The organism is Robinsoniella sp. RHS, from assembly GCF_001029355.1.
In the GTDB taxonomy this organism is placed as follows: domain Bacteria; phylum Bacillota; class Clostridia; order Lachnospirales; family Lachnospiraceae; genus Robinsoniella; species Robinsoniella peoriensis.
Map to the genome: position 1 here is coordinate 1 of NZ_JNGB01000135.1, position 21,724 is coordinate 21,724.

The window sequence follows — 21,724 nt, forward strand, 5'->3', positions numbered from 1 at the left end:
TGTTCAATGGTGATATCTTCACTTTGAAATTGTTTCAGCGACAATAAATCCATTCCTATACCTCCCTTTTCTCCAAAGTTTACCATAGAGACTATTTCAACTTCCCGACCCTTTTTTCAAACACACAAATCTCATCCTTGTTTGTCAAGATTCCAATTTCCAGCTCAAAGCATCTTTTTTCACCGGGCTGCAGCATTTCCAGCGCTCCGTCTGCTTTCTGCTCCAGCCTGCCTGCGGGACGGCAATTGGCGGGCTCAATCCCGACTACATATTCTGCCTCCCCCAGCTGCTTCCATTCTGCCAGGTTCTTCAGCTGGGCCTTGTTGAACCTGATATAGACTCCTACCTCCAGCGTATCATTAATCAGTCCAACATACGTGGTTTGATCCGGATCGGTACACAAATCATGAAAAAACAGATTTTCCTTTGCCCCTCCCACCGGCTCTCCCACCTGATCAAACTGCTTCAGGTTCTGTCTGGACAGCTCATCATTTGGCTCAACTTTTTTGGATTTCAAGACGATTCTCGTTCCCACATCCAATATTGGATATCCGATATTTATATGGTACAATAGCATCAGCGGACGGGCATTAAATCCCATATTTTCCACCGTGTCATGAATGCGCAGAAAATTTTTCCCAAGCTCCGTACTGACCTCCCGTGTCAATGCCAGATTTTCACAATGCACCATGGATTCTTGAACCCGACCGGATACTGCCATGCGAAAGGTATCATCTGACCACTCTTCCCGAACACAGACATGATCCGCACAGATCTGACTAATTCTCCCATGGAGACCGTATTTCTGAGAACCGATAATCGGTTCTTCATCCTCACATGGACCTCCCACATTTGAGAGCCCGCAGGTTGTAAGCAGACCGGCAAAAAAGCTTCGCAGCCAATTCATTCCCTCGGGGTTGTAGTATGCCGGAGAGACGATGCCTGTTTTAGACATATAGCTAATGGGAACTCCCTGATAACTTGCCCAGGCAATATCCATTCCTCTGCCAGGCAGAACAGTAAACTGGAATCCTGTCCCGGTTTTAAAATCCACCGCCTCCACACCCCTGGCTTTTCCGTCAAGCATTTCGTACCGCTTAAGACCGGCCAGCTGGGAAATATCTCCCATTCTCTTCATCAGGAAATCATGGTTCTTGTTTATTTCAAATGTTTTCATTCTCACTCACCGCCTTGATTCCATGTTCAGCTTTTTACCAATGCATTCCCTCACCACTTTAACTGTCCGATTTGCACGGGCAAAGGCCTCGGACTGCGTATTCTGAGTGCTGCCATCCATAGCCATGCCCAGCGTATCCTCCACGAATGTGGCAAGCATAATTCCTCTGAAATCTTCAATGTTTTCAAACAATCTGGGATAGTACAGTTCCGGCTCCAGGGGGGCCGCATCCTGAATCAAAATGGCCATTTTTCCACTTAATTCCTTGACCATGCTGGAGAACACTGCAAAACCTGACATTGGGGAATTATTCACGGCTCTGATATTTCCGGTCTTGATCAGGTTGTTCACCTGATGAAGACCATTTCCGCAAAAATGAACCGTTCCACCGCTAAAAGCTTCAAATATCCTGGAATTGTAAGGCACCACAAATTCTTCATAAAGCTCCGGGCTTATAGAGACCAGATCATCATCGGATACCCAGATGCCCACACCCTTAGGTGCCCATACTCCCTGAAGACCATTGCTGCTGTCAAGACTCTCTCCGGTATGTTCTTTTTGAACCCTTACCCAGTGGATAAATGCGTCTGTAATCTTTTCCATCAGCTCATGAACAGCCTCCGGCTCCTCATACATCCAGACAAACAAATTGTCATAACCACACAGCTGTGCCGCTGTACACAAGGGGCTGTTCATATCACTTAGCCCTACCGGCAGATCACTGTGGGACCTGGCATAATCAATAAATTCAAGCACCCTGGGCATGACTCCGTCCCGATAGGGATCCGGCTGTCTTAATCTTGCAATATCAGAGACAGAGCTGATACAGGTTGTTTTCAAACCCGGGTCGTCTCCGAATCCGGTTGCCTCCTTGAATTTACATCCAAAGGCAGATGCCGTCACCCCCGTACCGAACCAGGGCATAAAATATGGAACGGTATCATCTCCCGTTACCGACTTCAGATGCCTTTCAAAACTCTCCTCCTGGTAGCGTACCATGCTGGACGGATTCTTCCAATAATCCCAGGGCATCGGGTTATTTCCATAGCCGAAATAGCAGGGTGTGTTAACCACCAACGGCACATCCTCTGATTTCGTAACCGGCTCAAGGCGAAACGTTTTCTCTATCTTTTTACAGCGGCTCTCAATCTCAAATCCCCGCCATGTCTTTAATACACCCATATCTATCCTCCTAAACAGCCTGCCGCATCTTATAATCAGTCACAGCGAATCACTTTGATATTCATAAACTTGCAGAACATTTCCAAATCATCAGCCGCTGTCTCGCTAAACACCAGAACACCATGGTGGATTGCTCCTGCTTCTATCATCGCAGCCTCCATCTTTTTGATATCCCTAACCTTTATCCAGGCATAGGTACCTCGTATAAAGGGTTCTATGTTCACTGATTCTCCGGTAGAAATAAACATTCTGTATTCGCCTTCATATTCCAACAGTCGGACACACGTAACAGGTCCCTCCTTCATGCGGAATTCAACCGAACCATCACAGGCATCACCCCATATGCCAAGACGCTCATTGGCCATAAGTTTTTTGGTATCTGATTGTGCACAAAGACTGGGCGCTGCATTTCCACAATGCCAGGCAAGCCACATGTTATCCTCCGTGGGATGCAGATCTGTCCAGTCGATAAAGACGGGTGTCTCCTCATCCATGGTCACCGCCCGGGTCAGCAGCATAGTTGCCGCTCCCAGCACATCCACCTCACAGGCAGTGATATATCCCTGCTGGTTCAATCTGGCAAAGGTTGAGCAGGCAGCAATACCGTACTTCTTCTGCAGCATTGCCCAGCAGCTCACCGCCATACAGTCTGCATCCAGCTCATCATAGGCACGCTTCAATGCAATTTCGTATTTGGCCTGCATGATAATACTTGATTCCGGGATAGTCTGATCACAGACAAAGCCGGCTTTGATATCCGTGACAGTATCCACAACCTGGGGATCGGTATCCTTTATTCTATCCAGCTGGTCAAACAGAGTTGCCAAATCCATGGTCTTGAGCATCTGGCTAAAGGTTCTCTGGAAATTTTCCTCGCTGAAAAACTGAGATTCGAACAGCAGTGGACGAGTGCCCAGCTGTGCAATTTTTGCTCCTTTGAACCGCTTGATTGCGTAAACTACCCGGGCAAAGCTTTCAAAACCTTCCTGAAACTCCGGTTCCTCCGGATTACAGGTATTGATATGCACGAACTTAAATCCGCGCCTCCGGATTGCGGAAGTAGTCATAAACTGCCCGCACCAAGTATCTGTTGAGCGGGATCCCTTGTGAATCGGCCCGCTTTTGGTACAGAAATGCAGAATTGGAATATTCTTGTTCAGGCCACTCAAGACCTCTCCCACTGCCACCTCCATACCAAAAGTCATGTTTCCCACTGCCAGCGCATCTATTTGCTCTGAAAGATAGAGCTCCAAAGCCTTTTTTCCCTCCTCCGGAGTGCTGACACAGCCATCCTCCGTCAATTCAGCGGACGGAACCACAATTTGGACCTTGTCCACCTGCTCCATTACCTTAAGACAACGGTCGCGCATTTTTCCTGCCCATTTTCCCGTAAACTGATTTCCGTCCCATGATTCCCAATTTGATGGCAAAAAGCCTATTTTTATTTGTTTCATATTCTCTTCCTCCTTAAATTCCATGCCGCTTTGAATATGTTTCTAGCTGGAGCTATTAACATGTTCTATACAAAATAAGTTCTGACGTATTGGCTGATTCCAGATGGATTCTAAGTCCTTGATTCATCAGCTCACTTCCCGGAACACGCAATACGGAACCGCTATTGTGGCAGGTAATCTCGTATTCCCTTGCCCCGTCAATTCCCCGCAGATACAACTGATAGTCCGGGGCAGCCTCCGATAGCTTGAATATACCGCAATACCCTTTAGTTTTGTCTGCATTAGCATACTCCAGCACACAAAAATCGGTCGGGCTGCTGACCCCAATATAAGGTGTATGGTGATATACGGTAGGATGATTTTCCATTACCTCCCTGCAAAATCCCTTTGCAAGCTTAATGTATTTTTTACTTTTTTCAAAATAAGGAACGCTGCGATCTGCATCCTGGGCCCCAAAGCCTACAAAAATGGGTACAGCAAACAGACATACCCGCAAATGCGTATCCAAATCTGCCTGAAGGTGAGCGAATGCTATGTGATTATGGTAATAGCAAATCGCCTCCGGCGGCAAAAACATACTCATGGTGTTAATGCAACGAATGCTCAGGGGCATCTGACTAAAATCCGACTGAGTACAGTAATGAAATCTGGACAGCATCCCCAAATCATTTCGTCCACCACCGCTGGCACAGTTTTCAAAAACCGTATCCGGATATTTCTGCAGCATTTCCTCGAAAATTCCATACAAGGCTTCAAAATGCCGCCAGGCATTATTTTCTGCATAGCCATTCACCGGATGTTGAGCTCCCTCAAAATTTCTGGTGTTATAATCAATTTTAAAAATGTCCGGCTGCACCCGTTCAAAGATGCTTCGGATATATCCGGTTACATATTCCGCTGCCTGTGGATTGGAAAGATCCACATCCGCATCATTTTCAAAGTGCTTGACACCCTCAGGTTCATAATGTATCTTATATTCCGGATGCTCCTGATATAAATGGGAAGTAGCTTCGATTGCCTCTGGCTCCATCCAGAGGCCAAAGAGCATTCCCTGCTTATGCACATAATCCCGAATCCCGCGAAGACCTCCCTGAGGCAGAAAATCACCCTCAAACCAATCTCCCCGGTTATCCCACCAGCCGGCAAAATGATCTCCGTACCACCCCGCATCAACCACGAATGCCTCTATGCCCATTTCTCCTGCAATATCGATTTCCCGCAGTATCCAGTCCCCGGGCTCCTCCACAACACGTCCGGCTACCGTATACATGCCGGCTTTTCCCCTTCGCTGGGGAATGACAGAGGTTCTCAGATGACGATGCCATTCTGCCACGCAGCCATCCACATTTCCATGCTGTGGACCTATATGGATCGCCGGCGAGACGACCTTTTCCTGGGGCGCGATTACCCGCAGAGGTGCTTTCCCCGACGGCCCCATCTCAAATGACAGCATTTTACTGACCCTGTCGTAGTAGAGGGATGTGGTAAAGCCTGCCGACCAGGCCAAGGCCATACAAAATATCTCTCCTGTAATTTTGTTTTTCACATAATAGTATGGGGGACCGAACACATTTCTCTGTCTGTTTTCCAGGGTGGTAACCGGTTCCTCTAAATCAATCCATTTCAAGTTTCCTTCCTCGGACTGGACATAAGAATCCAGATATGCCACTGCGAAAGGATAGTCAGGATTACCGCTGTCTGGCAGAGATTTCAGAAAGCCATACTCCTGCGTATAGTGAACATCCCAGAGAAGACCGCTCATAGGCGCAATTCTTGACAGTGCCGCCGGACGGTCACCCAGATTGGTAACTTCCAGCCATCTGGTGAGAAAATCCGTAGTGTCCAGCCTTGTGCATACCTTTACCTCTATGGGGCGCAGCTGATGCTTCAAGGTGACCATAACCAGAGTGTGTCCGTCCTGCACCGTTTCCTCCTGGCTCTCCATCCGCCAGCAGTTATGCAGAGACTGCCCGTCAATTTCCAGCCCAAAGCTGTTGAGCCTGTGTCCCACCGGGTGAATTCCTCGAAATTCCATCTGACTCATCCCCAGCATGGGCAGGGTTTCGGTTATATTTTCTCTGTGGATCTGTCCGGATGCCGACCAATACAGTCCAACATAATATCCGTCCTGGAGAGTCTCCTCATACACCGTGGTGCCGGATATATACCGTGTAACATCCCTTCCTCCGTTTTTATAAAATTCTAAAGCTTTTTTTGCCATATTCCTTCACCCTTTCTACGCTTGCCTTTTTGCTTCAAAAATATCAGAGGCTTGTCCGTGGACAGACAGATCAACAAGCACACCTTTTGTCATCAATTCCTTCCCTGACATTGACACTGTTTTTCCTGTATTCAGGGAGGACACTGTGTAGTCGACAGCTGCATCAAGTCCTTTGAGCCTTATTTTACCGGAAGATTGCTCCGCATCAGCACGGAACACAAAGGTAACCGCTTGCTCCTTGTCATAGGATACGCATGCCATCATGCGCCAGTCACAGCAGGTATCCGAATCATTATTATAATGGTAAACGTCCTGGGACAGCAGATGCCGCATGGTTTTATAATAAGGCAGGTTTCTTCTGATCGCATCATGAACTGCTGCCGGCCATAGTGAAATGCGTTCCGACAGATGACCGGTCAATGTTCCAAAACCAAACAGCCCCATCATCCTGCTCCTTACAACCGTATCTAATGCGGCAGGGTCGCTCTCCTTCAGCACCTCATCATGCTCGATCAGCCATGCTGAATTATAGGAGTTGGGATAAACATAGCTGGCAAACTCCATGTTGTTAATGACTTTTTCCGCTGGTGCCGAGCTGTCGCTGAGCCAGCTTGTGCGGATATAGGGTGCCAGGCCATAGTCAATCCTGGCCGGATAGCCGCAGGCCTCTATCACCAAATCCGGGAAGCGTTCATGTAGCTCTTTGAAAATCTCATATTTACCGGCCACCGCCATATAATTACCGTCTCCCTCCTGATGTCCATGATCGGTTCTTGTACATACAACCGGCTGAGAAAATGCAGAGTCATCCCACTTAATCCAGTCGAGCCGAAATTCCTCAATGATTCTGCTCACTGTCTCTACTATGTAGTTCTGTACTTCCTTACATCCCGTACAAATCTGCTTCACCCTCGGCCACCCTGCCACCTCGGTCAGGTCAAGAACGGCATGCTCATCCTGATTTTTTACCAGCCATTTTTCCGGTATCATACCGGTGGATACCCAATATTCGTCTATGATCATGGGGTCCACCCAAATACCAAATTTCATTCCCTTGCCATGGACATACTCTGCCATGGCGCGAAGCCCTTTCGGGAACTTCCTCCTGTCAGGCAGATAGTTTCCAAGCCGATAGCCCCATGCACCATCTCCCTCCACAGAGGAGCCCGCCCACCAGGAGGCATCAATATAGAAGTTTTCCACACCGATATCTGCTGCAAAATCCGCTTCTTTGCGGATCGTTTCCTCCACATCCTCACTCTCTGTTGACCAGATATCATAGGAAACCCATGGAAAATCCTTCATGGGCTGGGGCAGCACATGTCCCACCATATAGCGTCTCATGCTGTTGGTGGCCTCGTCCAGACCCCCTGTGGCTGCTCCCAGGAATACAGTCGGCGAAGTCAGTACCCCCCCTTCCTCCAAGGTCTGGCTAAAATTTTCAAGCCCCATTTTCAGCACAATGTGCCCCTTTGGGTCAGGAGTCACAGACAAGTTCCATTCCCGCTCCCATTCGATACCCAAAAACAGACTTTCCTGCCTCTGCGTGTTCTCCAAAACCAGCCAGCCGGCATTTTCCGGCATATTCCATTTTCCTCCCCGGATGGTCAGCGGATCCTCCATCACCTGGGTCTGCATGGAGTAAACGTCTTTCCTTATGCTGTAAGCCACTACCGGCTCTGCACACTGAAGGGAAATATTTACTGGACTGAAATTGGTAATACAAAGGGGATGGCTGCCTATATTTTTTAAAGTACATCCAATCTGCACTACTTGACAGTCCGAATGAATTTTGTACTGGCAGCTCAGGACCAGCCCATTTTTATGCGATGCTGTAATCGTAATTACACGGCATTCTCCCAGAATTTCCTCCTTTATTTGCCAGTCGTGCCAGTTCTCTGTCAATTCGGTTCCGTTTTCCTCTGCCAGGATTCCGCAGGCCGACTGGGAATCAGCCCACTCGAACCCCGTATCCATATTCTGAAAGCTTTTCAGGTATAGCTTTTCCCCTGTATGATTAAATTGAACAAAATCAGAATATCCTTTCATCTTTCCTACCACCTTTGTCGTTGTTTTTGTTTTTATTTCAATCTGATTATCCTTTTACGGACCCTACCATAACTCCCTTGATAAAGTACTTTTGAAGGAACGGATAAATCATCAGAATCGGCACTGTGGAAAGCACTACCACTGCCAGCTTAATAGACATGGAATTGGCATTTGCCAGACTTCCAAAATCCAGCCCCATAAGATTCACCGAACCCTGTTCAAAATTAGTCAGCGAACGGTTCATAACACTCTGCAAATAAGTTTGAATCGGTACCAGCTTACTGTTGGTCACATAATAAGCACCAGTAAACCAATCGTTCCAATGACCGACAGCCGTAAACAGTGCAATCGCCGCCAGTATGGGCTTGGAAATAGGGAGAATCAGACGCATCAGTATCTGAAGCTCATTGGCCCCGTCTATCCGCATAGATTCCTTCAGTTCAGTGGGAATCCCTTCAAAAGAAGTTCTCATGATGATACAATTCCATATACTGAAGACTGCAGGAAAAATGTACACTCCAAAGCGATTAATCAGGCCTAAGCTTTTCAGATTCAAATAAGTGGGAATGAGTCCCGCACTAAAAAGCATTGGAATCATCATGTAAATCATAATAAATTTTCTTCCAGGCAGATTTCTCTCCGAAACACCATATGCAACCATCCCCGTGACGGCAACACCCGCTACCGTACCAAGGACAGTCCTGAGAATTGTATTGACATATGCTCCCAGAATAATATTGTCCCGGAGACATACAATATAATTTGCAAGTGTAAACTGCCTGGGCCAGAAATAAATTCCTCCCCGCATGGTATCCACTCCATCATTAAATGAAAGTATTAAAATATACCACAATGGATAGACACAAAGAAAACCAAAAAACCCTAACAGTATCTTGATTACAGCATCAAAAGCAATGTCACTTTTGGATTTAATCTTTCTTACCTTTGCTTTTTTCAAAACAATCCCTTCCCTTCTCCTGCATACTTTTGCTTACCACAAGCTGGAATCACTGAGCCTTCGGCTAATGCTGTTCGTCGCTACTACCAGTATCAGATTAATTGCGGATAACGCCAGGCCAATTGCTGTAGACACGCTGTATTGTGCCTGTGCAAGTCCTAATCGCACAATATAAACATCCAGCACATTTGAAACCTCCATGTTAACCGGATTCGACAACGGCAGAATCTGATCATAGCCCGCCGACAGTAAGGAAGGCATTGTTAAAATTAACATAATAGCAATAGTAGGAACAATACCCGGCAGATTAATATGCCAAATACGTTTAATTCGTCCAGCCCCATCTATCTTTGCAGCCTCATGAAGCTGTGGGTCAATGTTGGCAAGTGCCGCAATATAGATAATCGCTCCCCAGCCAAGGTTCTTCCACAAATAACTGAGGACAATCAATGCTCTGAAATATTCCACTTTTCCCATAAAATGTATTTGATCCATCCCCAGGGAACCCAGCATAGAATTGACAACACCTGTATCCAGAGCCAGTAACGAGTTCAATATGTATGCAACAACAATCCAGGATATAAAATAGGGGATATAAGATACACTTTGAACCAGTTTCTTATATTTTCCGTTTGCCAGCTCGTTGAGTATCAACGCAAATATAATCTGTGCAGGAAAATTTATGACTGTCCTTAAAACGGTTATAAGTATGGTATTTTTAAAGGACTGCCAAAAATACGGATCGGTTAAAAAGGAGAAGTTTTTCAGACCATTCCAATTACTATCCCAAAGTCCCAATTCCATTCTGTAATCCTTAAAAGCTGCCAAGATTCCTACCATCGGCTTATAGGAAAACAGAAACAACAGTACAATGCCCGGCAAAATAAATAAATAATTCCATGAATATTTCTGAATTATCTTTTTTACCGAACGTTTATTTCTTACCTGGCTGTTTGTCCGCAACATACTTCCTCCTCCATCCTTTTACTCGTATTTGGTGAAACGTGGCAGTGTTCTCACATCTTTTCACTGCCACACCACACCGGACAAATCACTGTCTTACTTCATTTTTGCATATTCCGTATCAAACTCTGCCTTTACCTCACTCCAATGCCCCTGCTGCTCAAGCTGTGCCTGATACTCTGCCCACAAAGTGTCAAATTCTGCCTCACCGCAGGCTACCAGTCTGCTGAAATAGTCGTTATCCAACTGCTTCAAAATACTAAAGTTGGTAGTGTAAGCACCATTGGCTGAAAACTGGATTCTATCCGAGTCCGGTCTTTTAATTGCATAGCCTTCTACCTCAGAATTCGATTTATGCATATTGAAAATCCAGAATAGCTGTTCCTCATTTTCCTTCCGATAGTAATTCAAATCTTTATCGAAAGGCGCAACGCCCACTGTGGTTGTATAGCCATATTCGGTCATAGCATTGTAATCGTTCATGGCTTCAATCAGCTTCTCATCGGTGATCTGGAAATACGGCTCTCCCAGCTCCTCATCAAAGTCCCAGGTTGTACCACGGGGGCCATAGCTCAGCTCCCACTGTCTGTACTTACCCTGCTCCGCAAAATAGTCAACTAACTTTGCAACTGCCTCAGGATTCTTGCATGATTTTGTGACATAAAGCGCGGGTGTACCATAGGGATCATACTGTGCAGCCGCTCCGGCTTTTTCTATTCCATCCGCCAGTGGGTACTCCAGGATATCCATTTCACTGGCTTCATTTTTGCCTACCGTCACTGCACTCCAGAAGTTAAATGCATTCGTCATCACCAGACCAACCCGCTTGGTCATAATCTTTTCTGTCAACTGATCATTTTTCTGGGTAATGAATTCCGGATCGATCAGCCCTTGATTGTACAATCTGTTCATCCACTTCATTGCTTCCATAGTTTTAATGTGATCCCTGAAGTGAAGCATCTTGCCATCCACCTCATGGAAACCGCTTCCCGCCGTGGAAACTCCGAAGGAAGTCAGAAGGCTCCTATACCATTCACCCGCCTCGCCCATTGACATTGGCTGTATAGTCTGTCCTGATTCGTTCTGCAGCCCCTTCTCCTTCACGGCTTTCAGAAACGTTTCGATTCCCTCCAGATCCTTGACGTCATCTGACGTCATACCCACCGCTTCCAGATATTCCGGGAAAATGTACCATCCATCGGCTGCCCAGAACCCGTATTTGGATTCCATATCCTCATACCAGTTATGAGGGTAGCCATAGATGCTGCCGTTCTCATACTTGCATAAATCCATCACCTCGGAGGGAATTGAAGCTAAATTAGGATATTTGTCAGATTGGTTTAAATATTCATCAATTGGAACTACTGCCCCCGAGTTAACCAGCTTCTGCTGCCAGGTCATTGACATGGTGGTTGAGGACGGCAGCATGATAACATCATAATCCTCATATCCACCTCCGCTTATCATCAGATTAAATGCTTCATCTGCTGTTGTTCCCGAATTCAGGAAGGTCGTATTAAAGGCAACTCCAGTTTTCTCTGCAATCAGCCTTCCGATTTCAGTGTCCATCTGATTAACGGAGGTAGCTGCCGAAACCAAAGCATTGCCTACCCACGCATTTAAGATGACCAGATCATCTGACTTTCCCTCTGCACTGTCGGACGCTTCCTCATCCGAACCCTTCGAGTCTGTTGATTCTCCTCCGGACTTTTCACTGTCGGGTGCTTCTCCGCTGCTTCCCCCGTTACCGCAGCCGCTTGCCATCAGTAGTGTACCTGCCGTCAAAGTAACACTCAATAATAACGAAACCGCCTTTACATGTTTTTTCATCAATACACCTTTTCCCTTTCATATGGTTTTATTTATTATATCAAGGGCAAACCCTTTTCGGGTAATACACCCTTCACATCCCTTGATTAATCATACTTTCATCTTTCCTGCTTCTCCTGCCGATTTTATTCCTCTTGCATTTGTCTATAGAAATACAACTTGCTTCCCGGTTTTTCAGAAATTGTAATCTCAAGTCCTGTCTCTGACAGCTCTGAGCCTTTTTTACATATCCGTTCTTCCGTATCTACATCCTCTATCTCATACATTCCCTCCGCTTCTAATCCGCGCAGGACAAACTGTGCTGTGCAATAAGCGCTGAACGGCCTTTTCAAAACCATTACCATGCCCTCCTCAAGATCTTTACGATTCATCTGATAAGCAAACCAGTCAGTTCGCTCAAAGGAACATACATTTTCTTCATATGCCCAAGGACCTCCAAATAACTTTGCCTGATTCAGTCCCGAAATCGTTAGTGGATAATAATCACCGTAATAATATGGCCTTGCACGGCGGAGCTGGTTCATAATGGAGCGTGCCCAAGAGAACGGAAACTCACGCTCTTTAAAAGCTCCCAGTTGTTCCCTTGTACCGTTTAAATCTGTTATGGCAAAACCTACTCCGGGGCAAAACGCACTTCGCATATGGTAGGTATCCTCCGGTATGGTGGTGACCAGGGTACCGTAATGAGCACGCCAGAAAGACAATCCCTCCGTTGCAATCTGATTGCCTATGGGATCGGAATCTGGGGCAATGGGATAATCTGAACGGGATAAATCCACTGCACGGGTAATCGTATCTAGGTCTCCCCTCTGTACAATGTCGAAAATTAAATCCGGATGCCTACGCCTTAGCTCATCCCAAAACTCCAGCAGCCCTTCCACATAACGGATCTGGGTCATTCCCCTACGGTCCGGTGTATCCACAGAGTTCCAATAATATGCCAAACCTGAATCATTGCAGTCCTGACGAAAAATGTCAATTCCAATCTCCGAAATCGTCCTGGAAATCATATCTGTCATCCATTTTCTAGCTTCCTCATTGCCGAAGTCATACAGTCCGAACCGAACGTAGGGAAGATCCTTATGTCCACCAAAATTCGTAGCCTTATCTCCAATAATCCACTCCGGATGCTCCTTACTGATGGGTGTTCCCACCACTACACGCTCCGGTTCAAACCAAAGCAGATATTTCATGTTATGTTTATGAGCCGCATCACTGATTGGCTTAAGTCCTCTGGGATGGGCTGTTTTGTTGATCCGCCAGTCACCGGTATACAAAAACCAGTCTTCCTCGCCAAATACCTGATATTCGTCTTCCTCACGATCCGGTCCATACCAGCCAGCATCCATCCAAAAAGCATCATACTGCATATTTTCTGCCTGAATCTTATCCATCAATTCCAGCGCATGCTCCTCCTTCAGGCCGCCCCAGCCGCCGTGGCAAATGGGAACCTCCACCGGTTTTCCGTTGTAATGGGGTGTATGATAAATAAGATTATGTCTGCGAAGACTGTTCTGAGCCTCAATCCACTCTCCCTCCCATGGCATCAGCAGAATCCTTGGGGTTCTGATCTTTTCCTCTGGCTTAAGGGAAATGTTAGTCTCATTCATGCCGGCCTTCAGTTCTATTTCATCAGCTCCTGTCTTTTCTGCAGATATGATCCAGCTGCCTGCCCAGCCCACCGCACCAATCCAGCCGCGGCCATTCTGACAGATATTGAAAAACGGAATCGATTCTATTGTCTTGCCTCCGGGGCTGTCAATCTGAAATTTTCTACCCGGCTTCAACGGATAATTGCGCAGCGCATAGTTGTCCACTCCCGCCTCCGGGAAGCAGCCCTTAGAATACAGAACCGAGGGAATGATGTCTGGATCCACTGTCAAATTCATATGCAGCGGCAAAAGGTTGGAGATTACAGGCGAATGACAAGTTCCAATATTTTCAAGATAAAGAATCCATTCCACTGCATTGTTGTTCAAAAATTCAGTCATTTCACAGGTGAGCCGAATCAGCCCATCGTCTGATACATAGACTCTTTTGTGTAGGATTCTGTCACTATCCTGCCAGGCAATTTCGTCTTTCCACTTCCACTCCTTGTCAATGTTATCCAGCTGATTCCGTCCATACTGAATAGTAAACGGCGGAAGTTGAGATGCTCCTATTTTTTTCAGACAATTTTCGTAAGACATAATCTTCCTCTCTCTCTTATCTTATTGATTCTGCTTCAAAACTAAGATACCACTTATATTCCCCTTTTGCAGGAAGCACACTGTTTTGCTTATGCATTCTAGCCAGATCTATCCGATCATATGCCCCAGTGCAGGGCTCAAACGCAATGTTATGATATCCGTGAAAGCTTCCCTCATTTACCCAAATACTAAAATACGGAACAGTCTCTACCGGGAAATACATGGTCAGCTTCATACCGGTCTGATTGTATCGATAGGCGCACCAACCTTCCCCCAGAGTATGGTCAAAGTAAATTTTATAATTATTTCCATCCTCCCGGATTGCAGGGGTAGTGCTCAAATTCTGAATACTGCCATCCCGCCGCCGTGTCACCGGCCAGGTCATTTTGTCTCCGTACAGTCCAAACCCGGCATCATATGCGAACACACAAGTCAGCTTGGGATCCTCCATACTTGGCAGCAATATTTCCGCTCCCTCTTCCGATTCAAGCATTGCATGTGCCGCCCAAAGGAAATCCATATCAAATTGGCTGAGATTCAAAACCCGATACCTAATAGAAAGGCGGCTCTTAGAATAAAATCGGATTTCCTTTTCAAACCGATAGGGAAGCCGGACACCATATACCCACATGCGAATACAACTGTCCTCCATTGCATAATCCCATTCAAGGCTGCATATCTCCCCATGGTCCGGCAGCTTGATTCCTGACCAGGGATACTGCTCATAGTAGACCGGGTCTATGGTGGGAAACATGTCGTCAAACCCGCTGCATTCTGCCTCAACATAGTTCCCATCATAGTGATATTCCTTATAAGCAGAGGACTGTGCCTGCACCAATAATTCCTTTTGTTTTTCCTTGTAAACCAGGGAAACCATCTTTCCTCCGCACCCTGGTAAAAATTCCGCTCTTATGCAATCATTTTCTATTACAACGGATTTTTTATCCTTATAGCAGGAGCCATATGTCAATATCCCCATTGTCACTTCCTCCCTTTCACTCAACGTACCCACAGAATAAACAGAACCTGGGGAACTATAAATAATAGTCAATAATACTTTTCAAAACAACCCGGGGCGCAATTAAAACCTCTTTTTCCACCTCCAGCTGTCCCACCAAATGGCGATAAAGCATTTTTACGGCATATCTTCCCTGCTTTATGGGATCCTGGAATATAATTCCACTAATCGTCCCATCCTCTACATAGCTTCTGACCTCCTCAAAAACATCGGTTCCCAATATTTGAATATTCTTGATATTGTTGTCCTTCAAACATTTGCATACCGCAACCGAATTCCCCGTTGCGATATACACACCGCCAATACTTTCGCTGCCCTTTAAAATCTTTTCAGACAAATAGTAGGCAATCTGAGGATCATCCTGTGTTTCATAAACTCCTTCCACCTCCAAGCCGTTGCTGTCCGCTTCCTTTAAAAAGCCTGCCAGCTTTTCTTTGTGCTCAACAAAGTCCTTATTTCCGATAAAAACCGCTACTGTTCGCTCCTTCTGTACAATACGACTCATAAATTCCGCTGCCAGCTTTCCCGAGACATAGGTATCCACCTTCACACAGCACAAGCGTTCAAAGCCCATCAAATCGGAACCTAGCAGCACTGTAGGAACCGCCAGCTTATTCACCGCCTCCACAAAGCCCTTGTTATCGGCATCCTGGTGATAGGAGCATATGATAATAGCATCCACCTTATCCTCCATGCAGTCCGTGACCGCCTGCATGGTTTTCTCCTTGGTATAAGGTGCTGAAATTGTATAAAACCTTCCCGAAACGTTATAGTCCGCTAGCTGCCCCAGCTCTCGCTGTACACCTTTCTTTAATTCATTATAATATTCCGGCCATTCCTCTGTTGTAATGATTCCAATGTGTATTGGCTTCCGTGCCAAACTTTGTGCCACACGGTTCACCCGATACCCCATAGTATCCGCCTTCTTTAGAACAATGTCTCTGGTTTTCTGGCTGATTCCTTTTTTATCGTTCAAAGCCTTGTACACCGTATTGATAGAGACATCCATTTCTCTGGATATGTCCTTCATTGTTACACGCTGCATTTTAATCCTCGTTTCTTGGATAAACGTTTATCTTATTGTCGTCGCTTAAATGATGCGTTATATAACAGTTTTTCACTTATACAAAGTAATTTCTTCTGTATTTAACTCGTTTTTTAGATAAATCTTCTTATAAACTGTATTAGTCTATACTTTTTTCTTTTTTTACAGGGTGAACGTTTATCCTTTAAGCACATAATACTATATACTTTTTCGTATGTCAATAGTCTTTTTTATTTATTTTATCCATTATGTTTAATACTTTTTTCTTATACCTGATTATGTTATGGTATATTTGTGAATATATCCAGAAAAACCTTTTACTTTTTATGCATTTTGTATATAGTTATTTTCTCTCTAGCACTAAGATATGGTTTTACATCCATTTTTTTATTCATACAGTTTAAAGAGTGCATTTTTCCTATAATAAAAAACACCTATACCTATGTTACTTCATAGATATAAGTGTTCTCATTCGGATAATATTCAAGAATAGTAATCAATGATGCTTTTCAATACAACCTGGGGTGCAATCAAGAGCTCCTTTTCCACCTCCGCGTGCTCAACCAAATGACGATAAAGCATTTTCACGGCATATCTGCCCTGCTTTACAGGATTCTGAAATATGATTCCGCTCATGGTTCCATCCTTCACATAACTTCTGAGTTCTTCAAAAACGTCCGTTCCCAAAATCTTAATATTTTTAACCTTGTGATCCTTCAGGCATTTGCAAACGGCAACCGAGTTGCCCGTTGCGATGTAAATTCCGCCGATATTGGAACCGCTCTCCAGAAGCTTATCCGTCAAATAATACGCAATCTGCGAATCATCTTGTGTTTCAAAGACACTTGCAACCTTCATACCTCTATCATTAGCTTCTTCCAAAAAGCCCGACATTTTCTCTTTATGCTCCGCAAAATCCTTATTTCCAATAAACGCGACCGCAGCCTGCTCCGGCTGTATTATCTGACTCATGAGTTCCGCTGCCAGTCTTCCCGAAGTATAGGTATCTACCTTTACACAGCACAGACAGTTAAATCCCTCCAAACCGGACCCCAATGCCACCGCCGGAACAGCCAGCTTATTCATGGCTTCCACAAATCCTTTATTGCCTGCATCCTGATGGAAGGAGCAGGCAATAATAGCGTCCACCTGATCGTCCAGGCAATCCGAAACTGCCTGCATGGCCTTCTCCTTGGTATAGGGTGCTGAAATCGTATAAAATTTCCCCAAAATGTTATAATCAGCCAGCTGCTCCAACTCCAACTGTATACCCTTTTTTAAATTATTATAATATTCTGGCCATTCCTCAGTTGCAATGATTCCGATGCAGATGGGCTTACGTGCCAGACTTTGCGCAGCACGGTTCACCTGATACCCCAGCTCATCTGCTTTTTTCAAAATGGCTTCCCTGGTTTTCTGGCTAATCCCGCTTTTCCCATTCAAAGCCTTATAAACAGCATTTACAGAGACATTCACTTCTCTTGATATGTCCTTCATTGTCACACGTTCCATCCGATTTCCTCATTTCATCCTATGTTTTATCCAAAATCCGACAGGCAATGCCGGAAAATACCGGATTGCATTTCCATTATACTTTATCCGTTTCCAAAATTCCATATTTTTATTGAAATGGCATTGTTCAAAATTACATTATTCCTGAAAATCCAGAGAAAAATAAGGCAAAAGCTTTTCTCCCATGCTTCTGCCTTACCTTTACATTCATTTTTCTCCTGAACCGCTGCCTTCTGTTACAGCGTCAGGAATTTTCCCACTAACTTTTCTTCACTCACACTTCTTATCGGGTACACACATTTTCTCCCAAAATTCCCCGATATCCATTTCTTGTCATTAATCTCCTCCTTCGTTCTTATATACCATTGCTTGCTATGGGGAAATCATAACACATTTTCTTAATATTGTCCTGCGATGTCCGTTAACGATAGGTTTTTTGACCACATACTTAGGATTCTGAGACACGCTTTAGAAAAATAAAGTCACAAAAACCCTGAATATTTTGTCATCAAATTCATACTCCACACAACCTCCATATTTATCCGCTGCCGACTGAATACTTTCCATCCCCAGGCCATGCAGTTTCTTGTCCTTTTTACCGGTCTCAAACCGTCCATTTCTTTTTATTGGCTGAACTTCCATACTGTTTTTAACAGAAATCAACAGCAGTCTGTTTTTTTGTGATATTTCCACAGAAATCCATTTCTTCCCATAATGGACTAATTCACACGCTTCAATGGCGTTATCCAGCAGATTTCCCAGAATAACACATATATCATTGTCTTTTACCATAACCTTATTCAATTTCTCTACTTTACATTTCATATGAATATTTTTATGTATAGCCTCTGTCTTTTTGTAATTCAAGATTAAATCTATAATCTGATTACCCGACCATACACATTCGTTTAATGCCTCTACCGGACCAATAATACTTTCCATATACTCCATAGCAGCTTCCTGCTTTCCCACCTTCATATACCGGTACATAATATTCACATGTTTCTTTAAATCATGAAAAATCTTCTGATTATCGCGGTACATCTGATTCAAATCACCCCAGCTGTCTTCCAAAAGCTGGTTTCGGATAAGTATCATCTTGGTATTTTCTTTTTCGTTCCGATACATTACATAAAGTCCAAATATCATAGCAATCATAAGAATCAGAGCCAAAAACAAAAACCAGTCAGCTATAAATCCCATACTGACTTCATTTGCATAAACCTTCTGAAAGTTTGATACTCCGATAAATCCAATCCCGCTAAGCATAAGGAGTCCCTTTGTATAATAGCTGATACGAATGGACGACCTTACAAACAGACCTTTTAAATGTTTATATAAAATAAATGCTCCCACTCTTGTAAACAGCAGAATAAGGACCCTGCTGACACTTAAATCATTATCAATTATAATCCCAAAATCAGGCCGTCTGACCAAAATGCTTACCAGATATATGTTCATCAGATCAGACAAAGCCAGACCAATATTGAAAATTGCAGAGATTGTAAAAATTTGTATAATACTCTGCCGGTACAGCAAAAATCCGGAAAGAAAGACCAGTAAGATCGTCAGGAGCAGAACCCATCTTGAAAATAAAAGAACCCGTCTGTTCATAACCAGTATAGCCGCAACGAAGATCGTTACGATCTCTATTAATACATTATATTTTTTTCCGGATACTCTTTTATCAAAGAAGATCCCCATCATTTTCAAACAAAGCTGTATTTCTGCCGCTGTTAATAGAAATTGCATTCCTTCCAGAAATATGTTCATTTATAATACCTCCAGAACGTATGTATTTTCTCTTTTACTTCCTTCAGCCTGGACTGGCTGACCTTCAGACTAATCCGGCCTTCCATTTCCAGAACATTGCCCATCAAACCAACTACATGAAAAATATTAATGATATATCCTTTTTCAATAAAAACAAAATCCCTTGGCGACAATTTTGCATATACCTGGCGAAGGCTCTTCCGTTCATGCCTGCTGCCTGTTTTCGTTACAAATACAGCATTCTTGCCATCCCTGAATATATAGATGATATCCCGATATAATATTTTTTCAAACCGCAGCTCCGTATTAATAATATAGTATTCTTCGGCCTGAAGACTGAGTTCCTTTTGAATTGCCTCAAGAGCTTCCGGAATCTTTTCTTCCAGCATTTCTTTGGGGATAAAACGAAATGCCCTCACCTTGAAAGCATCCAGAACCACTTCAAAATGCGAAGTAATAAATATAATATAAGATTCAACACTCTGCTTGACTAATTTTTCTGCAAGTGTTAAACCGTCCATATCCGGTAGCTCTATGTCCAGGAAATAGATCTGATAACTTTTGTTACCGCCTAAAGCAAATAATAACTGCTTAGAACTCCCAAAGACTTCTACATTTTTCTCTATCCTCTCGCTGTTCAAATAATTAATAATATTCTGTTTTATCAAATCCGCACAATTTTCATTGTCATCTACAACTGCAATATTAACCATAACTGCACTCTCCATAGTATTTATCTCATTCCCACACTTTATCCTGCAACCGATGTACTTCATCAATTTTTTAAACTATATATAAAAACAGCCGTACGCTCTACACATACGGCTTTCTGTTTATTCTCTCATCCCTCCCTTTAACGCTTTTACTACTTTTAATATCATTTTCATCTCTTTGTTAGTACAATCACGCATTTCCATCGTAATATCATTCAATTGAAAATCTCTCGATTTCTTGACACTGTCACATAAAAGTTCATCCACGGAGACTTCGAAAATATTGGCTATTTTCACGATTGTTTCCAGACTGCCTTTCGACTTAGCAGTTTCCAGATTACTGATATATTGTGTAGATAAGCCAATGTTTTCCGCGAGCTGTTCCTGGGTAATGCCTTTACTTTTTCTAATCTTCTTGATTCTTTTTCCTAATTCGATATAATCCACTACCATATTGCTCTTCCCTCCTGCATTTGACTTTATTTTATGCAAGATACGGCAAAATTATAATGGACTATAAGTTTAAATCATTCTAATAATTATATTTTTATATAACTATTCATTGATTTTTTGCAAAAAATCCATGTAATGATTATAGTAAAAACCTTTTCTCCCATACAGAACTAAGCTGTTGGCATTAAAATTTTTTTATGCGTTCTCTATTCTTGTAAAAAACTACATGCTGCCTCATAAAATTCCTGCCCGTTTGACAACAGTGCAGGATGTCCGCCTTTTTCAAAGAGCTTTATTTTGCCATGCCCAATTTTCTCAATCAGTCCCTGATACACATCATCATAAAATTGAGGCGTTGCAAACTCATCCTCGCGGCTTCCTGTAAATAATATATCTGCCTTAAGCATTGATAAAGGCCTGTGAAAGAATTTCCCGTTCCCTATGTAATGATCATGGATCGCTTTTGTATCACAGTCTACTACCTGTTCCCAGGTTTCTCCATGGTTAAATATATAAAAGCCCCTTATACCTTCGTCCTGCTTGGATGCTTCTCTGTCTTCTATAACATTTTCTACAAATGCCTTCAAAGGGGTGTCCCCTTCAAAACTGTCAGCTATTACTTTATTTACCAGATCCGGCCGCTCTAACGCAACATTAATTGCAACCTGGGCACCACCGCTGCTTCCGATGAGGTTTACCTTCTGATAGCCGGTTTGTTCTAAAAATGCTATTACCTGCATCGCTTCGTCAAACCATAAATCTGTCTGGAATTCTTCCACCCGTTCTGATTTTCCATGCCCCAGAAAATCAATCAAGATGGTTTTAAAATTCTTTCGGTACAATTTTTCAACTTCTGCAAACATCCTGGATGACGCGGTATTACCATGCAGTAACACAAGGGGATATCCCTCCCCATTTTCTTCGTACCAGCATTTCTTGTCTCGAAATATAAAATATGGCATATGTTTCCTCCGTTAAATTTAGTTGTTATTTATTCTATTTGTTTATTCGTTTTTTGGATATTAGTTCTGGCTATTCGTTTTTGTTTATTCGTTTTTGGCTATCAGTTCTGGCTATTCGTCCTGGCTATTAGTCCTGGCTATTCGTCCTGGCTATTCGTCCTGGCTATTCGTCCTGGCTATTCGTCCTGGCTATTCGTTTTAGTTTATTAATTGTGTTTGTATTTT

Annotated in this window: 16 protein-coding genes; all 16 read right to left on the minus strand. The window is 43.8% G+C overall.

The window, feature by feature from the left end; all coding sequences use genetic code 11:
- Positions 1-91: 91 nt before the first annotated feature.
- The 16 genes from RHS_RS25510 to RHS_RS25585 all read right to left on the minus strand — a co-directional run bounded on the left by RHS_RS25510 (position 92) and on the right by RHS_RS25585 (position 21,499).
- Positions 92-1,177, minus strand: coding sequence for an aldose 1-epimerase family protein (locus tag RHS_RS25510; protein ID WP_044289228.1), 1,086 nt, complete (start codon positions 1,175-1,177; stop codon positions 92-94).
- A gap of 6 nt (positions 1,178-1,183) precedes the next feature.
- The gene (locus RHS_RS25515; protein ID WP_044294173.1) at positions 1,184-2,359 is read right to left on the minus strand and encodes a uroporphyrinogen decarboxylase family protein; all 1,176 of its coding nucleotides are present in this window, start codon (positions 2,357-2,359) and stop codon (positions 1,184-1,186) included.
- Between the two features lie 35 nt (positions 2,360-2,394).
- On the minus strand, positions 2,395-3,813 hold the full coding sequence (locus RHS_RS25520) for an L-fucose/L-arabinose isomerase family protein (RefSeq protein ID WP_027293118.1): 1,419 nt from the start codon (positions 3,811-3,813) through the stop codon (positions 2,395-2,397).
- Positions 3,814-3,868: 55 nt separating this feature from the next.
- The gene (locus tag RHS_RS25525; RefSeq protein ID WP_047834773.1) at positions 3,869-6,034 is read right to left on the minus strand and encodes a glycoside hydrolase family 36 protein; all 2,166 of its coding nucleotides are present in this window, start codon (positions 6,032-6,034) and stop codon (positions 3,869-3,871) included.
- Between the two features lie 15 nt (positions 6,035-6,049).
- A complete protein-coding gene (locus tag RHS_RS25530; protein WP_047834774.1) occupies positions 6,050-8,083 on the minus strand; it encodes an alpha-galactosidase in 2,034 nt (677 codons plus the stop codon).
- A gap of 46 nt (positions 8,084-8,129) precedes the next feature.
- Positions 8,130-9,041 (minus strand): carbohydrate ABC transporter permease, encoded by a 912-nt coding sequence (locus tag RHS_RS25535; protein WP_152614179.1) that lies wholly within the window; start codon positions 9,039-9,041, stop codon positions 8,130-8,132.
- A 33-nt stretch (positions 9,042-9,074) separates the two neighbouring features.
- Positions 9,075-10,007, minus strand: a complete 933-nt coding sequence (locus tag RHS_RS25540; RefSeq protein ID WP_027293114.1) for a sugar ABC transporter permease — start codon at positions 10,005-10,007, stop codon at positions 9,075-9,077.
- Positions 10,008-10,100: 93 nt separating this feature from the next.
- Complete coding sequence (locus tag RHS_RS25545) at positions 10,101-11,834, minus strand: extracellular solute-binding protein (RefSeq protein ID WP_044294170.1); 1,734 nt, start codon at positions 11,832-11,834, stop codon at positions 10,101-10,103.
- 125 nt (positions 11,835-11,959) lie between these two features.
- Positions 11,960-14,023, minus strand: coding sequence for a glycoside hydrolase family 36 protein (locus tag RHS_RS25550; protein ID WP_027293112.1), 2,064 nt, complete (start codon positions 14,021-14,023; stop codon positions 11,960-11,962).
- A gap of 16 nt (positions 14,024-14,039) precedes the next feature.
- On the minus strand, positions 14,040-15,002 hold the full coding sequence (locus tag RHS_RS25555; RefSeq protein ID WP_044294169.1) for a hypothetical protein: 963 nt from the start codon (positions 15,000-15,002) through the stop codon (positions 14,040-14,042).
- Between the two features lie 55 nt (positions 15,003-15,057).
- The gene (locus tag RHS_RS25560) at positions 15,058-16,086 is read right to left on the minus strand and encodes a LacI family DNA-binding transcriptional regulator (RefSeq protein WP_044294167.1); all 1,029 of its coding nucleotides are present in this window, start codon (positions 16,084-16,086) and stop codon (positions 15,058-15,060) included.
- A 483-nt stretch (positions 16,087-16,569) separates the two neighbouring features.
- Entirely contained in the window at positions 16,570-17,598 is a 1,029-nt protein-coding gene (locus RHS_RS25565; protein ID WP_027293109.1) for a LacI family DNA-binding transcriptional regulator, read from the minus strand.
- 468 nt (positions 17,599-18,066) lie between these two features.
- Positions 18,067-19,371, minus strand: coding sequence for a GHKL domain-containing protein (locus tag RHS_RS25570; RefSeq protein ID WP_047834775.1), 1,305 nt, complete (start codon positions 19,369-19,371; stop codon positions 18,067-18,069).
- Entirely contained in the window at positions 19,368-20,099 is a 732-nt protein-coding gene (locus RHS_RS25575) for a LytTR family DNA-binding domain-containing protein (protein WP_044289226.1), read from the minus strand. The genes RHS_RS25570 and RHS_RS25575 overlap by 4 nt, the downstream gene beginning before the upstream one ends.
- A gap of 105 nt (positions 20,100-20,204) precedes the next feature.
- Entirely contained in the window at positions 20,205-20,537 is a 333-nt protein-coding gene (locus RHS_RS25580) for a helix-turn-helix domain-containing protein (protein WP_027293106.1), read from the minus strand.
- A gap of 206 nt (positions 20,538-20,743) precedes the next feature.
- On the minus strand, positions 20,744-21,499 hold the full coding sequence (locus RHS_RS25585; RefSeq protein WP_027293105.1) for an alpha/beta fold hydrolase: 756 nt from the start codon (positions 21,497-21,499) through the stop codon (positions 20,744-20,746).
- Positions 21,500-21,724 lie beyond the last annotated feature (225 nt).

Coding starts and splice junctions, on each gene's coding strand:
- RHS_RS25515 (WP_044294173.1), bottom strand. CDS start 2,359: ATGGGTGTATTAAAGACATGGCGGGGATTTGAGATTGAGAGCCGCTGT.
- RHS_RS25555 (WP_044294169.1), bottom strand. CDS start 15,002: ATGGGGATATTGACATATGGCTCCTGCTATAAGGATAAAAAATCCGTT.
- RHS_RS25510 (WP_044289228.1), bottom strand. CDS start 1,177: ATGAAAACATTTGAAATAAACAAGAACCATGATTTCCTGATGAAGAGA.
- RHS_RS25550 (WP_027293112.1), bottom strand. CDS start 14,023: ATGTCTTACGAAAATTGTCTGAAAAAAATAGGAGCATCTCAACTTCCG.
- RHS_RS25525 (WP_047834773.1), bottom strand. CDS start 6,034: ATGGCAAAAAAAGCTTTAGAATTTTATAAAAACGGAGGAAGGGATGTT.
- RHS_RS25560 (WP_044294167.1), bottom strand. CDS start 16,086: ATGCAGCGTGTAACAATGAAGGACATATCCAGAGAAATGGATGTCTCT.
- RHS_RS25565 (WP_027293109.1), bottom strand. CDS start 17,598: ATGGAACGTGTGACAATGAAGGACATATCAAGAGAAGTGAATGTCTCT.
- RHS_RS25540 (WP_027293114.1), bottom strand. CDS start 10,007: ATGTTGCGGACAAACAGCCAGGTAAGAAATAAACGTTCGGTAAAAAAG.
- RHS_RS25585 (WP_027293105.1), bottom strand. CDS start 21,499: ATGCCATATTTTATATTTCGAGACAAGAAATGCTGGTACGAAGAAAAT.
- RHS_RS25520 (WP_027293118.1), bottom strand. CDS start 3,813: ATGAAACAAATAAAAATAGGCTTTTTGCCATCAAATTGGGAATCATGG.
- RHS_RS25570 (WP_047834775.1), bottom strand. CDS start 19,371: ATGAACATATTTCTGGAAGGAATGCAATTTCTATTAACAGCGGCAGAA.
- RHS_RS25530 (WP_047834774.1), bottom strand. CDS start 8,083: ATGAAAGGATATTCTGATTTTGTTCAATTTAATCATACAGGGGAAAAG.
- RHS_RS25575 (WP_044289226.1), bottom strand. CDS start 20,099: ATGGAGAGTGCAGTTATGGTTAATATTGCAGTTGTAGATGACAATGAA.
- RHS_RS25580 (WP_027293106.1), bottom strand. CDS start 20,537: ATGGTAGTGGATTATATCGAATTAGGAAAAAGAATCAAGAAGATTAGA.
- RHS_RS25545 (WP_044294170.1), bottom strand. CDS start 11,834: ATGAAAAAACATGTAAAGGCGGTTTCGTTATTATTGAGTGTTACTTTG.